This window comes from Acetomicrobium sp. UBA5826 (assembly GCF_002433005.1).
GTDB lineage: Bacteria > Synergistota > Synergistia > Synergistales > Acetomicrobiaceae > Acetomicrobium.
Map to the genome: position 1 here is coordinate 66,170 of NZ_DJHF01000009.1, position 14,734 is coordinate 80,903.

Sequence of the window (14,734 nt, forward strand, 5' to 3'; positions counted from 1 at the left end):
GTGGTTAGTCCTTTCCTACAGCGTCAGCCCATTCCTTGACGGGAAGTTTCTTCAGATATTCCTTCCTGTCGCCTGCCTTGAACTCCTCATGGCTCGGCTTTTCCTCGAAGGGAACTCTCCTATAAGGAGCAGCCTCGAGGACGAAATCGCGCTTCTTCCACATCTCTCTCTGGATGAGGGTCGTAGGCGTCGGCCTGATCTGCCACTTTGCAATGTGCTCTTCGTTATAAGGAGGCGTATAGGTTACGATCTCATATTCCATATTGCCCAATCCGTTTTTAACGCCTGTGGTAAGCTGGTACCTTGGAGAGGTGCCCTGGGTTATCGCAAACTTGTCTTGGCCCTGCTTATAACCGCCCTCCACGCTTTCCAAGGCCTTGTTGGCACCGCCTGGATAGGCCGGAGCGGCATCTATCATGTCAAGTATGGCGGCATCTATGGCAACGGGATCTTTGGAGGCGAACACGCCGATGTCTGGTACCACGGGAAGCGCAGCCCAGGGAATGCAGTCGCAGTTGGGATCCACGTCTATACAGTAGGCCATATGTCCGACCTTGCCCTCCTCAAAGGTGAGCATGACGCCTTTGGCCGCATCTGCCATGGCTATCTGCGCATAGGGGAAGTAATCGGGGATAAAGACCATGCACTCATGCCCCGTGAACATGCACGTTATCTGACAGGAGTAGCAAAGCCAGCACTTTTCCGCGTCGAAGTGATGTCCCTTTTCGTCGATGTGATATGCTCCTCTTGGGCAGGAGTCCTCGCACAGTTTATGGAAGGGACAATCCAGGCCCAGGCATTTCTCGGGATATCTTGCGGGCCATCCCAGGAAGTCCTCGGGGCTTCCCCAGTGGGCTAAATGTTCATGGTACTTGCCCCGTTTGGACTGACCGCCTATGCCAATGTTCTTGATGCATCCGCCGTAAGAAGCAACGGGGTGCCCCTTTGCGTGGGCCAGGTTTATCATGGCGTCAGCATGCGCTATGGCCGCAGCGACGTACGCCTCTTTGAGTAGGACGCCCGTCGGAACCTCCACCCTAACGTCGTCGTCTCCTGAAAAGCCGTCTGCCACTACGACGGGACAGCCCATGGAGGCCTCGGTAAATCCGTGTCTTGCGGCGGTCTCAAGCGCGAGGTTTCCGATAAACCTCGAGCTGTAGGGTTGATAGGTAAGCGTAGTAGTGTCGCAAACGAAAGGTCTTCCTCCGCAGGCCTTGACTTCCTCGACTATTGCGGCAACCAACTCGGGACGCAAGCACCTTGTCCTGTTCCATTCGCCGAAGTGTATCTTTATAGCTACGCTGTCTCCTTTTTCGATGCATTCGTTTAGCTTGGCTTCGTAGAAGAGATCTTTGGCCTTCGGAACAAGGGATTCTACCCAGTTTGTCGCGTTGGCATTGGCAAACCACACCTTTTGTTTTGCCATTTCCAATCCCCCCTCAGAAAAGGCATAAAAATGTAATTTCTGTTTATTTATTTTAACACCAATTTATATCCAGGTAAACTATGATACTGGCAAAAGAACGATGCGGTCTTATGCAGCCATTTCATTTGGATACCAATTGTCATTACAAAGCCTTTAGATACGAAAAGGCCCCTGCCTATCGGCAATGGGCCTCTTGCAAACAACCTGCCTCCTCAAAGGTGCAACGTCACTTTTTTACGGCACCCGGGCTCAAGCTTCCAAGCTCGCCCACCTCTATGGAGGTATCAGGAACATCCAGTATGTAGGGAACCACCACGGTTACGACTTCCGATTCTTCGTCCCTCTTTACGCGGGTCTTGAATATCTCCCCCAGCAGAGGAATATCGGACAGCACAGGAATTCTGGAAACCGTATCGGTCTTTCTCCTGTCAAACAAGCCGCCTATGACGAAGGGTTCTCCGTTTCTTACCCTCACCATGGTGGTCACTTCACGGGAGCTGGTGACGGGAACTTCCTCCCCCATTCCTCCCGACCTCCACTCCACCACTTCGCCGGTCGAGATGGCAACGTTTATGGTAACCGTGTCGTCCCTGCCTACAATAGGAGTAAAATCGAGCTTAGGGCCGACTCGCTCCTCACTGTATACGGGATTCCCGGCATCGTCGCGTTCGGAAATGTATTTGATGTTCGTGGTCAAGGCGATGGATGCCTTCTGCCCGTCGACGGTAACGACCGAAGGGCTTGCTAGTATATCTGCCTTGTTGGATTCGACCAGATTCCTTATGCCGACATCCAAAAGCCTGAGCGTGCCGTCGGTTATGTCAACGAGGTCCACGTCCTGAGGCGAGGTTGGCCTGTCGTCGTCGGGATCGAACTTGTCGGGTTCGCTCGCATGAACATAGCCTATGGCACCGCCGCCTGCTCCGTAGGAAAACCACCAGTGCTTGTAGACGGCATCTACGATGCTCTCCAGTTCCTTCCTGCCGGTGTCCCTGACCTCTATGAGGCGCGCCTGAAGCATGACCTGACGTCCGGGATGGTCGATCCTTTGAAGCAGTTGTTCAACGTCCCTCAAATTGTCGGGCCTTCCCGTCACATACACCGTCCGAAGCCTCTCGTCCACAGCTACGTTGGTTATCCCGACAAGGCTCTGGAGGATAGCGGGCACCTGCTTAGGATCGGCATAAGCTATCTTGAAGGACTTCGTCTGCTCCATCCCCAGCGATTTGCCCAGGTTTTCCGGGGTCCCAAACAAAATAGTATTTCCCATCATGGCGTAATTCAAGTTGTTAATACGCATTACATAGGCCAAAACTTCTCTCAAGGGCGCATCCTTTACGCTTAAAGTCATCGTAGTAGGCGGCACTGAAGGGTCTATTATGATGTTTATGCCCATGAACTTGGCGAGCATCCTCAAGACGTCTTTGAGCTCGGTGTCCCTAAGTTCGAGGGTCACTGGGGTGGAGAGGGACATAGGATCCATGGGCCCCGTTTTAAGCGAGAGAGGGGGTGTTTCATCGACTTTCTTCGGCGGCTCCTCAGGGGCTTTGACGCCTTGCTTTACAATATGTATCTTGTAAAGGGGGGCAGGCTCAGTTCCCTTTATCTCCTTTATTTCAAGAGGCTCTGTGGTAAAAAGACGCATTTCGAGGCCGCCTTCGACGTTTTGTACTTCTATGCCGCTCAAAAGGGGAAAGCTGTAGCTTCTGGACCACTTCTGTGCAGGGATATAGGCATCCTCGAAAAAGAAGACCATTTCCCCCGGATTGTTGAACAAAAGCTGAGGGAGCGGCAATTTCGTCCCCTTCACCTCCACTAGCAAGAGATTTGAACCCACCTGATGTACCATGACCCCACCGAATAAAGGAGCATCCGGCGGTATCTGAACCGGCGACGTACTGCCCGTTTGCGCCATCGCCTTCCCGCCCGTAAAAGAGCAGAGGGCGAAACATAAAAACACCACGACGAGCATAAAGCCGACCTCTTTAGTCTTTCTCATAGCACATCCATCCCTAATTCCATTTTCGTTCCTGCCCATAATACCACCACCTTCGTCTGGGTAATGCTCACTACCCTGCCCCGTCCGTCTCCGAACCTGTAACCCGGCGAGACTACAAGGCCGTCACCTTCGCCCTCGATGTTCATCAGTGCCATCGGCCTTTTATCCAATATCATGATGGCGCGAACTTCCATGTAGGGAGGCAAATACACTTGCTCCACCGCCAAAGAAGGAGCCATGTCACTTTGTACGGCCTCCTTTGCCACCGCCTCCTGCACTATCGGCATCGGAGGCTCGTTAAAGGCATACCTGCCCAGCGCCGAAGCCATGTAGGAAGCCTCTCTGTTTCCGGTACGCACTTGCGCAACCTCCTCGAACCCCTTAGCAAGCTCCGCGTACTTCTGGTCCTGCTCAGCCGCAGGCTTAAGGAGCGGCGCCTCAACAGGGGGTATGCGGGAGATGGTGACGATCTGCATGTAAAGGTATATCGACCATCCGATGCTGGCTACAAGCAAGACGGCCAAAAGGATCCGCAGGAAACGGGCGCTCCCGCCCCCGTAAAGAAGCCCCTGCCACAACGAAGATAAAGCATCTCTCCAGGATTCTCCCATGTCCTTCTCACTTCCCTCGCATTATGGTCTCTACAGACATATCGGCGCTCACAGGCCCGCTGCCATTTCCGGTAACGCGCAGGGAAGAAAGGCACACGATCATCTTGTTGTCACGCATCTCGGAAACGGCATCGAGCAATCTGTAGTAATCGCCCTCGCATGTCACCTGGACGCCCGTCCTGTCAGGAGCCGAAGGTTTCCTGACCGGGTTTACCTTGATTATCTTAAGTTCGTTTCCCGCCATGATCCTCTCGAGAGAGGCAAAAAAGGCCACGTTATCAGCCGGAAAGGAAAACTGAAATGCCTCCACTTTCTGCAGTATGTCCCGATAGGAGTCGAGCAGAGCGTATTTTCGCGAAACCGCCCCCTTTAAGGTGAATTCCTGCTTGGAGAGGTCTTCTATAGATTTCCTTTCGGCCATGATGCTTGCGCTCATGGAATGCTGGGTCCACAAAAACCCTCCAACGATAAGGCAAAAAACAAAAATTATGAGTGTTTTTTTAACGTTTATCTTCATTTTTTCCAGCTCCTTCGACCAACTCCTGCATTCCCACAAGATCTTTCACGGTGCAGGAAAAGCTGAACTTGACGAGGGTTTGTCCTAGACCTTCGGAACCCTTTCTTTCTTCCTTAGAGGTCACCAATGGGCTTACGGAGCTGACTACACTTGCATTGAGAAGCTTTAGGGCAAAGGCCGCTATGTCGTTTTCGGCAAAGGCGTAGCCGTTGACGTTTGCCTTTCCGGGAACCAGCTGTACATCGGAAAGCCACACGTTCTCAGGCAATGCAGCCGTAGCCGCCGTAAAAAACTCGATCGACGGTATGTCTTCTCTCAATAAGGCCAAAGCCTTTCCGTAAAGGTCAAGCCGCTCTGTAACCTCCGCGATGTAGCCGTCCAATCGCTTATTCTCCTGGGTGAGCTTTCCCACGCTCGCCTCAAGGGCCTGTCTTTCCGCGGAAAGTTCCTTCAAGACGAATATCCCGTAAACAGTTGTAAAACAAGATACGACCACGAAGACCAGGATCAACACCAATGCGACAACCCTTGGAAGATCGACCTTTTTCTTCTCAAATATCCTCACGCTAAGTGGCCTTAAATCCACCTTTACAGTCATGATCTATCCCTCACAGCCAGCCCGATTGCGGCTTCCCACCCATATTCTCCGACAGGTTCGCCCTCTATCGACCATTTGCCCCACGAGTCTGCCACGCTACATGCATATTCGTCGGAAAGGCTCTGTAATTCATCCTGGAGCTCCTGGTTATCGGCATGTTCGCTGCAAAGCAGGATCTCCTTTACGCTCAAACCCCTGTACTGAGAGGCCCCGAACGTAATGGAGTTTCTCACCTCCTGAATAAGCATCTCAAAATGAGACACCCCACCCTGAAACTCGCTGAGCGCTCCCACGAAGACCGTTCTGTATACCAGTCCGTTGCCCCTGTAGGTCACAATTATCTGAGAGCTTCTGTCGCCGACGGACAATATCAGGCTTCCCGATTCGTCGCCGCTGTTTGGCCCCAAGGCCCCACGGACAAGCGCATTGCCAAAGGGCTCGATGGCTGAGACCCTGGCATTCTCCTTTGAAGCGATGTCCAATATTCCGTTTACCGTGGTGAGGCGCGAAGCTACGACCATCATGCTCATGTTGACCTCCGAAATAGGAGAAGGCGTCTCCACGGGCACGATGTCAAAGGTGGCGTCTTTAAGCGGAAAGGGAAAGTAGTTTTCAAAGTCCCACCCGAAGGCGCTCCTGGCGTCCTCAACGCTCATCTTCGGCATCTCGACAATGCGTATGATCGCATCCTGAGGCGGCAAACATATCGTAATTGCGGGAGCGAATTTGCTGCCCAGCTTGGTCCGCAGACTCCCTATGGCCGACGAAAGGCGCTCCATGTTGGCTATTCTGTCCTGTACGACGACTCCCTCCTCGAGAGTTACTCTGGCGCTTCGCGAGACCCTAAAGCCGCGAGACGCAGGGACAAGCTCCAGGTACCTGATCGTCCCCCCCTCTATGGAAAGGCCCGCATAACTTTTTCTTCTACCAAACATCGCTTCACCTTCTCATTTAAAAAAATACCCGTTTTACGACCTTGGCCTTTAAGCCCTCTGCCGTAACTTCCACGCTTTTACCCTGGTAAGCCTGTGCAAACTGCCTTGGCGTCATCTCCTGGCCGTCGGCTCCGATGAAAAGCGTCTCGTCGGCAGCCCAAGTGAACTTCTTTAACCCCTGCGCCTCTGCCGTGGACAGAAAAACGTACGGCGGGTCTAATTGAAGCTTTGACAGCATGCCATAGTAAATGTTCGTTTCACAAAAACCCGGCTTTGCCAGGGGCACGATGACAAAAAGAAAGGCTGCGAAGAAAAGCAGGAAAAACTTTGACATCCTCACGGTATCCACCTCCTCCAGTAAGATGGCACCATGACGCCGCTCGGGTAGGCAGAATCCCAATTTGCCACCTCGGGCGGGACGTCGAAGACAAGCAAGCCGTTTTGGATGACGGCAGCCTCTTCTCCGACTTTCAGATCGCCCGGGATGGTAGTCTGTGCCTGCGGGTATTTTGTGACGCCGGCATAAACCTTCCCCTCGGAAATCACTATACCTGAGACCTTGACTCCTTCCATCTCCACGTATTTGGCCCCGCCGGTCCAGGCGCCTTTGCCGGTCGTGGCGTTTAAGACGTAAATACGGCTCTTTCCCACGCTGCAGGGGTCTTCTGACTTTATGTAAGTCGAAAAGAAGATGTGGCCGTTATAGTAAACTGGAGGTGTTGTGGCATATTCATCTTTGGGTATCTCCATGTACCACCCCTTTACGTTCGTGCTGACGCTTCCTGCAGCAGAGGTCAATTGCGCAAGGTCGTTCATGTTATTTACGCCCAAGGAGATGTTGACAGCTATCATGTAGTCCGTTTTGTTTTTGTCCTTCACCAGGGTTTCGTAATCCCCGGTATTGATGAAAAGCCATTTGTTGCGATCGATGTATGCGCAATCCAATATGTAAGAAGGCCCGACGGAGCTCTTTATATCGAAGACGTCCCTCATCTTCCATTCGCTGGGTTGTGAATTGGTCAAATCTCCCTCGTATATTTTGCCGTTATCGTCTCCGACGTAGAAATATTTGACCAGGCGGGTAGAGCCGGTCCAGAGTATGGCTGCTGGCGTGACAATCTGCTTCATGGAAGAACCCCCTAACACCTTAAGCAATTTCCCGTTTTCTATGTTTATGACGTAGACGCTCGCCACGGAAGAGGCATCGTTGATTCCCATCTGGGAGCCGTTTCCCATGATTGCTACCCACGTATTTGGCAGTGTCCCGTTAGGGACCGATACATAGCCAATGCCCGGCGTGCTCTGGGTAAGGCGCAGTTCTTTGTAGTTCAGGTCGCTGTCATCCGGTATCTCTTTCTTATCATGGGACTTATCCGTGCGTGTAACGGTATCCCCGCTTCTCGCCCAATAGGACACGTACCTTTTGTTATTCGAGAGCAGTTGGTCTCCCGTGCGATTGTATATTACGTTTTCCACGGCCCACATAAATTGCGGATCGTCGGGGTCGGTGATGTCTAAGGCATAAAATCCAGGCCCGGCGTAGCCTAAAAGCCCGAGCAAAACAGTGTGATATTTACCGTCACTCAGCAGGACGTCTTCTGCCGTCATCGTCCCGTCGAGCAGATACCGCGGGTTTGATTTTGCCTTATCAAGCCACGTCACCGTGATCGTATTGCCACTTTTTGTTAAATCCTGCTTCATCCCCGTCATTCGCCCCTCGGCCAGCACGTTTGGAGGGATGAAGGCCCATTTTTCCTCTCCCGTTTCGGCTTCAAAGGCATGAAGCATGCCGTCGTTAGCCTGGACGTAGACCAGCTTTTCCCTATTCGCATTGTTTTCCTTAAATGTCCGGTAATCCCCGTGAGGGCTGCTTCCCCTCGGGGGTCCTATCTCCACCAGGCCGCTGTGATAAATGTCTCCGAGCTTGTATCTTTCTGATCTTGCGTCTTCGTCCCATTCGTCGCTGCCCAGGGCCCATCTTATGAACTTGGAAGCCTGGTCTTGGGTAAGCCCGAGCATCGGGGCCAACGACTGGGCATTGATGTCCTTGAAGTCCATCTTCCAGCTTCCGCCTTTCCAGTTCACGGTAAACACGTTTCGTTCGCTGTAGAGTTTGGCATCAAGCTTTGAACCGGCATCCCATTCGGGAGATTCGAACATGACTCCATTCGCATCAAGCGTATATTTATATAAATGACCGTTCCACTGCCTTTCTATGCGTGGCACGAAGTTAGGGACGTAAACCCCTCCTTCCTGTCCCCCAATAGGGGGGCTCACAAGGGGAGCATTCCCGGTCGAATTGAAGCTCTGTATTTGTTTGAATATGTCCTTGAAGGCCTGCATGAGTTCGTCCACATCGGTGGCAAAGTAGGCATGGCTTGAGTTGTTCTCCTTGTCGCCATCATCTCCGGCATCGGCCATCTCATTTAGTGTGTCCTTTAGGGTATCAACCCCCGATGCATTAGGGTTTATGAGGCCAATGACCATGGTCCTTACGGGCTGGGCTTTTTTGTCGTTAATAATGGGCCAAGTGGCTTTCGTATGTTCATCGTAGAGATTTTTTACCGCAGTTACCGGGGAGGTGTCGTAAGGCCACGTTTGAGTATCTTCGCCGTCGGTCAGTACGATCAGCCAGTTCTGTTGACACCAGGCGTTTATCGCCCCACTCATCAGGAAGAAACGCCTTGCGTCACCGTAGTAAGGTTCTTTATTAGTTTGATAACTGTCCGCGCCGTAAATGGATGCAGCAAGCGGCGTGGCCCCATGGGCGCGAAGCTCGGGGTTGTCGGAAGCCTCTATGCCGTCAACCCACTTCGTTATCTCCTCAATGCTTCCCGGCTCGTCGGTGGACTTGAAAAACCTCCTGAGCAACGCCCTGTCCCAACTGCTGCTGCCCTCCCAAGACAGCGCCTGGTTTTGTCCGCTGTCGGTTGGCGGCCATTGATAATACTCGCCAATGCTTGGAACCTTAGGCCAGTCGTTTCCTTGCTGATAATACGTGGCCAGCCCCATTCGCAGTCCCGAAACAAGGCCGGGGTCATTTAAAATCTCCCACAAAACCAGTTTTAACTTGTACATGCGGCTGTCGTTGGGATATAGGTACCGACTGCCGGATTTGGCAAAGTATGCATCGCGGTCTCTTTGGCTTATGCCCGTTAAATCCGTCTCATCTATGTATACGAGATTAGGGTGGTAGTTAAAGGCCGTGTTTGGGTCGTTGTTCGTGGGGTCAACATCTTCCCCGAAGTACCTCTGCCAGCCTGTTGTGGTTCCGTATTCCCACCTACCCCACCAACCCCACCAGCCCCAATCAACGTAATAATATCCTGTATACTTCCCATAATAAGGCTTGCTGCCGTCCCCGTATGTGGACGTGTCACTGCCGCTCAGGAACATCATCGAGCCGCTGGTGTCCAAAAGAAGCAGTACGTTCGGCTGGACGGATTGGGCGTAGCCTTCGGGCAAGGGTTTATTGCAGCTTGGCAGGACGGGCGCTTCGCCGGCCGCCTGAGGCAAAACCTCGAAGGGGACAAAGGCAATGACGGCCAAAACCGCCACCGTCACAAAGACACGTTTGATGACAATAATATCTGATAAAAACTTTTTCATTCGTTATGCTCCCTTTGCGGCCTTTAAAGTCGCATGGCGACCGCCTGCTCGGCAGTACTCGTCCTGTCTTTGTAGATAGCGGTGCAGCGTATGAGATAAACGCCTATGTCGCTGCCCGGCGCGCCTTCTCCCGTAGAACCTCTGCCCCTTCCGGCCACGGCGTAGCTTGGCCTTACAACAGAGCTTCCCTCTTCAAGCTGAGGACGAATGCGGGGAGGAAAGCCCTTCTCGTAGTCGTCCGTCAAATCTGGGTGGGGTTCGTAGGCTAGGTCGTAAACGACCACGTGCAACTTTATCCCGTCTTCCGTCGTCATGTCGAAGACCCCTTCGTCCGTGGCGGTGGAGCTGACCCTGGCAATGAGGGCCTCGTAGATATATTCGGCGTAGGCAGGCTTGTCTGCCGCAGAAAGCATGCCGTCGCCGTCTTCGTCCGTCCAGCGCGGGATATGTCCCAGCTTTATGTTTTTATAAATCCACCCTTTGCCCTCCTCGATGCCGCTTACGGCGGCGTTGTAGAGGCGGGCGCTGGTAACGGCCTGCTTGGAGCTGGAATAGTAATTTTCAGTTATATAAAAGGCCGCCGCCACTAAAGCGCCTCCAACGAGCACTATCACCAGCACCAGAGGCAGTGCTATGGCACGTCTTTTTTCTCTCATCAGTTCCTCACCCTCCAGGAGGCCGATATGGCGACTAGCCTGTAATGTCTGTCTTCATCAGTAACCGTGCCCGCAATGGGCCAACCCGGCACGTCTCCCAAGGTATACTGCCCCGGAAACCTGCGGTTTCCCCGAAGGAGCACATGGACCGTCAGCACATTGGTGGCGTCGGTGCCGGAATCGTCGAAGGAAAAAAGCACCTGAGAGACGCCCTCGACGACGGGCTGGGCGGGACCGCGCGTGACGTCTTGAATGTAAAATTGCGGTGACGTACCGCCAGGGGAGCTGACGTAGGCGCACAAGGCCCGCAGGTACTGAAGCTCTGCAAAAAGGGGTATAAAACCCCTCTTTGAAGCCGTAACGGTAAGCTCTTTATTGGCGTTGTCGACGGACTTCACGACGAAGGGGACCTGGCAGCCCGAAAAGGTAACCCATCCGTCAGTTGCCGACGCTGCCGTTGCCACCTTTACCTGGTTATCGGGGCAAGCCGCCGACAACTTAAGCTCAATGTCGGTATCGGCCTCTACCTCGTGTTCGTCTTCCAGTACGCCTATGCCGGAGCCGAGGCAGTAAACGAGGCCCAACCTTTTGTAGTAGGTCGTCGTCCCCACGGTGCCGGCATTCTCGTAGGGATACACGGGCTTGTTCCACCCGCTGATCACGTTCCTCAAGGCAGTAATCAGGTCTATCTTGGGCGTTGTGTTCACAACGAAGGCGTCCTCGAAGTCGGCAGTCCTGTTGGGCATGGAAAGCCCCGCCTGGAGGACGGCCGTCTCCAGACGGGACAATGCCATCTCGCCGCGCTGGCGGGCCGCAGTCAGGTCGGCAGACTGCTCGAAGTGCTTGGCGAAGGCAAAAAAGAGCCCCACGGCCGCTATGCTCACTATGGACAAGATGACCACGGCGATTAGAATTTCAACGAGCGAAAAGCCCCTGCGGGATTTAAGTTGACGTCCTGTGCGCACCGGCGCTCACCTGCCTTGTGACTTCGAGTTTGCTTTTTCCTTCGTTCCAGGCGACGCTTACTTTTACTTTTCTTTGTTGGTCCACCGCTTCCCCGATGGTCCAATCTATTCTGTAACCGCCGACAGTTTGAGACCCCTCGCCTGACAGGTCATTGAAGTTTTTTGACTCGAGCTCGTCGAGCTTTTGCACGGCAAGCAGCGCGGCCTGCTCCCTGGCGGCTGAGGCCGCATAAAGCCTGCTTGTGGTCGCTGGAAGGGCCGCCATGGGTATGAGCGCCACAGTAAGTAGCATCAGCGCCACCAAAGCTTCTATCAGGGAGAAACCGCGCCGCTTCACGTCAAGACACCGGAGCTATTGGACGATTACGTAGACGTGAGTGTCCATGTTGTAATAATCGTCACTACCGAGAGGCCATGCATCAGCATCAATACCATCTCCATCCCCTGCAAATAAGCCAACAGATTCTGCTTGTTTTTTTAAATTACCCTTAACTCCTTCCCTGCGACCTGAAACATCCAGTCCCAATAACCAAAGTGTGACTTTGTCATTCGTGGGTTCTTCTGTGGCTGTATTGTTCAAGTCTATCGTTGCAAATATGTAAGGAAAAGGAGAATCATCGGTATGGGTGTAAATTATTGGTCTATCGAGATAATTATTCAGTTGATCTAGTTTATCTTGACCAGTATCTAGAGCCTCCCAATCCGCCTTATCAAACTCAGGATTATCTGATATCAACATAAGAGCAGCTGCTTTCATAGTCCTTAAATCGCTTATTATCTTAGACGCCTCAGCCGAATCCCTACTCGTTCCCGCCACGAGCATCATCGCTCCCGCCAGTATCCCGATGATTATGATGACGATCAATAACTCAACCAGCGTGAACCCCTTTCTTGCGCCCCTTCTTTGAAGCCTTTTTTTCATCTCACTCATCACTTAAACCATCCTCCTTTGGATGCTGCCTGCACTTTAAAGCTTTTGCCTCCCTACTTCGACGAACGATAAATCCCCTTTTGCTGATCCTCTGACCCACCTCCTTTTAATATTCGCCGCCCTCTCTGCCTCACGCTCCGGCAAGCAGGCCCTGAATCGAACCGATTATGGGCATGAAGACGGCAAACACGACGAGCGCCACCACCCCGCCCACGAAGACTATGAGCACGGGCTCGATTATGGAGGTAAGCCTTTTGATCTTTTCATCGAGCTCGAACTCAAACCAATCCGCAACCTTGTCAACCATATCTTCTAGCCTTCCCGTCTGCTCCCCTACGGTTATCATGTGGGCTGCCAGGGGAGGTATGACCTTTATCTTTTTTGCCGTCTCGCCCATGGACATGCCCCTTTTGGCCTGGTCGGACAGCTGAGCGAAAGCGTCTTCCACGACGGCATTGCCCGACACATCTGCTGTCATCTCAAGGGCAGAAAGTATGGGAACGCCCGCCTGGACAAGTGCGGCAAAGGTGCGAAAGGTCCTTGCAAGCACGGACTTTTTCCATATATCCCCGAAGAGGGGAAGCTTTAGCCTGAAGGCATCTAACTTTGCCTTCGTGTTTTTGTTCTTCGCCATGGTGTAGATGACCAAAATAAGCAATAAGACCAGCCCCACTGGCAAATACCAAAAATGGCTCATCCACATGGAAAAACCCAAGATAATCCTCGTGGGCAGGGGAAGGCGTATGTCCAAATCCATGAAGATGGAGGCAAACCTGGGCATTATCAGCGTCACCAGCAAAAACACTACGATTATGGCAAAGCTCATGACCACTGCCGGGTAGGTCGAGGCCGAAATGATCTTTTTCCGGAGCTCGTCCTGACGCTCCAGGAAGGTGGCAAGACGGTCCAGGCTCGATTCCAACACTCCACCTTCCTCTCCTGCCCTGGCGATGGCCACCATGAGCTTTGAAAATTCCTTCCTGGTCGCCATAGCGGCGCTCAAAGAGATGCCCCTGTCAACCATGGTCTTGACTTCCCTAATGGCCCCGGCAAAGCGCTTGTTTTCCGTTTGTTCGGCAAGCATATCAAGGGCCATCCCCAAGGTTATGCCGGCATCGAGCATCGTGGCCAGCTGCCTGAAGAAAACAGCCTTGTCCTTGAGCCTTATGGTGGAGACGGTTTCCAGCCTTTCCTTGAGGGTTTTGGTCGCACGCTCCTTTGCTTCCTCTATCTCTATGGGATAAAGCGACTTCTCCTTGAGCCATTGCAAGACCTGGGCAGTAGACTGAGCCTGCTGGCTTCCGAAAACTACCCTACCGTCGCTTGCCCTGGCCTTGTACCTGTAAAGCATCTGCCGCTCACCTCCTGCCCGCTACGCCTTCGCCCGCAACCGAGGGGGAACCCTCTCCAAAGACCATCCTGTCCAGGTCCCGTGCGTCGAAGGCATATGTGGCTGCTAGTTCGTAGGGCACCTTGCCCTCACTGATCAGACGGGCCAAGTCCTGGTCCATAGTGTGCATGCCCTGATCAAGTCCAGTCTGTATGATGCTCTTCAAGCCGTGGATTTTCCTTTCCCTTATGCAGTTTCGGACTGCAGAAACAGCCCACATTAGCTCCGTGGAAACTATTCTGCCGCCTCCCGGCAGAGGGACTAGCTGCTGGGAACAGACTCCTATTAATATGTTGGCGAGCTGTAGCTTCACCTGCTCCTGCTGATGGGGCGGAAAGATGTCCAAGATCCTGTCTATGCTCTGGGGGCTATCGGGGGTATGAAGCGTCGTAAGGACGAGATGTCCCGTCTCCGCAGCCGTTATCGCAGCCCTTGTAGTTTCCAAATCCCTCATTTCGCCGATCATTATAACGTCGGGGTCCTGGCGCAACACCCTCCTCAAGGCCTCAGCGAAACTTGAGGTATCCACCTCGACTTCCCTCTGATGAATCAGTGACTTTGCCGAGGTAAATATATATTCTATTGGATCCTCGATGGTAACTATATGACAACTCCTGGTCAAGTTTATCTCCTGTACTATAGCTGCCAAAGTCGTGGATTTGCCATGCCCTGTGGGCCCTGTTACGAGAAAGAGACCGTGGCGTCTCTTTGCGACTTCCTGAATCTGAGGGGGAAGGAGAAGGTGCTTTATAAGGCGAATCCTCTGGGGTATCAACCTTAAGGCCAAAGCTAGGTTACCACGCTCGAAAGAGCAATTGCCCCTAAAGCGGACTATTTCCCCGTTGGCGAGGGAAAAGTTGAAGCTGAAGTCCAGCTCTCTTTCCTTGTAGAAACGCTCAAGCTGGGTTTCCGATATAAGGCGAGACAATATGCTCCTGACGTCAGTTGTCGTCAGAGGAGGATGGTCGATCGGGTACAACTGTTCGTCTATGCGAAAGGTTGGAGGAAAACCCACCGAAATATGAATGTCGCTGGCATTTCTCCTTGAAGCCTCAGTAAACAATTCCTGAATTCCGAAACGCAAGGACATGACAACA

At 52.8% G+C, this 14,734-nt stretch carries 14 protein-coding genes and 1 pseudogene; all 15 read right to left on the bottom strand.

Annotated features, from left to right (window positions below; genetic code table 11):
• Positions 1 to 4: 4 nt before the first annotated feature.
• The 15 genes and pseudogenes from B3N34_RS02040 to B3N34_RS02105 all read right to left on the bottom strand — a co-directional run bounded on the left by B3N34_RS02040 (position 5) and on the right by B3N34_RS02105 (position 14,727).
• Positions 5 to 1,426, bottom strand: a complete 1,422-nt coding sequence (locus B3N34_RS02040) for a DUF362 domain-containing protein (protein ID WP_286974491.1) — start codon at positions 1,424 to 1,426, stop codon at positions 5 to 7.
• A 226-nt stretch (positions 1,427 to 1,652) separates the two neighbouring features.
• On the bottom strand, positions 1,653 to 3,464 hold the full coding sequence (locus tag B3N34_RS02045) for a secretin N-terminal domain-containing protein (protein WP_286974494.1): 1,812 nt from the start codon (positions 3,462 to 3,464) through the stop codon (positions 1,653 to 1,655).
• Positions 3,422 to 4,036: a hypothetical protein gene (locus tag B3N34_RS02050; protein WP_286974497.1), complete on the bottom strand. Its 615-nt coding sequence runs from the start codon at positions 4,034 to 4,036 to the stop codon at positions 3,422 to 3,424. Before B3N34_RS02050 ends, B3N34_RS02045 begins: the two co-directional genes overlap by 43 nt.
• Positions 4,037 to 4,043: 7 nt before the next feature.
• Positions 4,044 to 4,553, bottom strand: a complete 510-nt coding sequence (locus B3N34_RS02055) for a hypothetical protein (protein ID WP_286974500.1) — start codon at positions 4,551 to 4,553, stop codon at positions 4,044 to 4,046.
• A complete protein-coding gene (locus B3N34_RS02060; RefSeq protein WP_286974502.1) occupies positions 4,537 to 5,151 on the bottom strand; it encodes a PilN domain-containing protein in 615 nt (204 codons plus the stop codon). The genes B3N34_RS02055 and B3N34_RS02060 overlap by 17 nt, the downstream gene beginning before the upstream one ends.
• The gene (pilM, locus tag B3N34_RS02065) at positions 5,148 to 6,086 is read right to left on the bottom strand and encodes a type IV pilus biogenesis protein PilM (protein WP_286974505.1); all 939 of its coding nucleotides are present in this window, start codon (positions 6,084 to 6,086) and stop codon (positions 5,148 to 5,150) included. Before pilM ends, B3N34_RS02060 begins: the two co-directional genes overlap by 4 nt.
• Before the next feature lie 16 nt (positions 6,087 to 6,102).
• The gene (locus tag B3N34_RS02070; RefSeq protein WP_286974581.1) at positions 6,103 to 6,420 is read right to left on the bottom strand and encodes a hypothetical protein; all 318 of its coding nucleotides are present in this window, start codon (positions 6,418 to 6,420) and stop codon (positions 6,103 to 6,105) included.
• A 2-nt stretch (positions 6,421 to 6,422) separates the two neighbouring features.
• Positions 6,423 to 9,695 carry a pilus assembly protein gene (locus tag B3N34_RS02075; protein ID WP_286974507.1) on the bottom strand — a complete coding sequence of 1,091 codons (3,273 nt, stop codon included), beginning with the start codon at positions 9,693 to 9,695 and terminating at the stop codon, positions 6,423 to 6,425.
• A gap of 23 nt (positions 9,696 to 9,718) precedes the next feature.
• Entirely contained in the window at positions 9,719 to 10,351 is a 633-nt protein-coding gene (locus tag B3N34_RS02080; protein ID WP_286974509.1) for a hypothetical protein, read from the bottom strand.
• The gene (locus tag B3N34_RS02085; RefSeq protein WP_286974511.1) at positions 10,351 to 11,058 is read right to left on the bottom strand and encodes a pilin; all 708 of its coding nucleotides are present in this window, start codon (positions 11,056 to 11,058) and stop codon (positions 10,351 to 10,353) included. Before B3N34_RS02085 ends, B3N34_RS02080 begins: the two co-directional genes overlap by 1 nt.
• A gap of 168 nt (positions 11,059 to 11,226) precedes the next feature.
• Positions 11,227 to 11,316: pseudogene (locus B3N34_RS09810) on the bottom strand (type II secretion system protein); the annotation flags it as partial.
• Positions 11,294 to 11,653, bottom strand: coding sequence for a type IV pilus modification PilV family protein (locus B3N34_RS02090; RefSeq protein WP_286974512.1), 360 nt, complete (start codon positions 11,651 to 11,653; stop codon positions 11,294 to 11,296). The pseudogene B3N34_RS09810 and the gene B3N34_RS02090, both read right to left, overlap by 23 nt.
• A 15-nt stretch (positions 11,654 to 11,668) precedes the next feature.
• The gene (locus tag B3N34_RS02095) at positions 11,669 to 12,247 is read right to left on the bottom strand and encodes a prepilin-type N-terminal cleavage/methylation domain-containing protein (protein WP_286974514.1); all 579 of its coding nucleotides are present in this window, start codon (positions 12,245 to 12,247) and stop codon (positions 11,669 to 11,671) included.
• Between the two features lie 130 nt (positions 12,248 to 12,377).
• Positions 12,378 to 13,598 carry a type II secretion system F family protein gene (locus B3N34_RS02100; RefSeq protein ID WP_286974515.1) on the bottom strand — a complete coding sequence of 407 codons (1,221 nt, stop codon included), beginning with the start codon at positions 13,596 to 13,598 and terminating at the stop codon, positions 12,378 to 12,380.
• Positions 13,599 to 13,605: 7 nt separating this feature from the next.
• Positions 13,606 to 14,727, bottom strand: coding sequence for a type IV pilus twitching motility protein PilT (locus B3N34_RS02105; RefSeq protein ID WP_286974517.1), 1,122 nt, complete (start codon positions 14,725 to 14,727; stop codon positions 13,606 to 13,608).
• Positions 14,728 to 14,734 lie beyond the last annotated feature (7 nt).

What these genes read in the sequence shown, in the direction of transcription:
- B3N34_RS02040 (WP_286974491.1), bottom strand. Translation starts at nt 1,426, where the DNA reads ATGGCAAAACAAAAGGTGTGGTTTGCCAATGCCAACGCGACAAACTGG.
- B3N34_RS02045 (WP_286974494.1), bottom strand. Translation starts at nt 3,464, where the DNA reads ATGGGCAGGAACGAAAATGGAATTAGGGATGGATGTGCTATGAGAAAG.
- B3N34_RS02050 (WP_286974497.1), bottom strand. Translation starts at nt 4,036, where the DNA reads ATGGGAGAATCCTGGAGAGATGCTTTATCTTCGTTGTGGCAGGGGCTT.
- B3N34_RS02055 (WP_286974500.1), bottom strand. Translation starts at nt 4,553, where the DNA reads ATGAAGATAAACGTTAAAAAAACACTCATAATTTTTGTTTTTTGCCTT.
- B3N34_RS02060 (WP_286974502.1), bottom strand. Translation starts at nt 5,151, where the DNA reads ATGACTGTAAAGGTGGATTTAAGGCCACTTAGCGTGAGGATATTTGAG.
- pilM (WP_286974505.1), bottom strand. Translation starts at nt 6,086, where the DNA reads ATGTTTGGTAGAAGAAAAAGTTATGCGGGCCTTTCCATAGAGGGGGGG.
- B3N34_RS02070 (WP_286974581.1), bottom strand. Translation starts at nt 6,420, where the DNA reads ATGTCAAAGTTTTTCCTGCTTTTCTTCGCAGCCTTTCTTTTTGTCATC.
- B3N34_RS02075 (WP_286974507.1), bottom strand. Translation starts at nt 9,695, where the DNA reads ATGAAAAAGTTTTTATCAGATATTATTGTCATCAAACGTGTCTTTGTG.
- B3N34_RS02080 (WP_286974509.1), bottom strand. Translation starts at nt 10,351, where the DNA reads ATGAGAGAAAAAAGACGTGCCATAGCACTGCCTCTGGTGCTGGTGATA.
- B3N34_RS02095 (WP_286974514.1), bottom strand. Translation starts at nt 12,247, where the DNA reads ATGAGTGAGATGAAAAAAAGGCTTCAAAGAAGGGGCGCAAGAAAGGGG.
- B3N34_RS02100 (WP_286974515.1), bottom strand. Translation starts at nt 13,598, where the DNA reads ATGCTTTACAGGTACAAGGCCAGGGCAAGCGACGGTAGGGTAGTTTTC.
- B3N34_RS02105 (WP_286974517.1), bottom strand. Translation starts at nt 14,727, where the DNA reads ATGTCCTTGCGTTTCGGAATTCAGGAATTGTTTACTGAGGCTTCAAGG.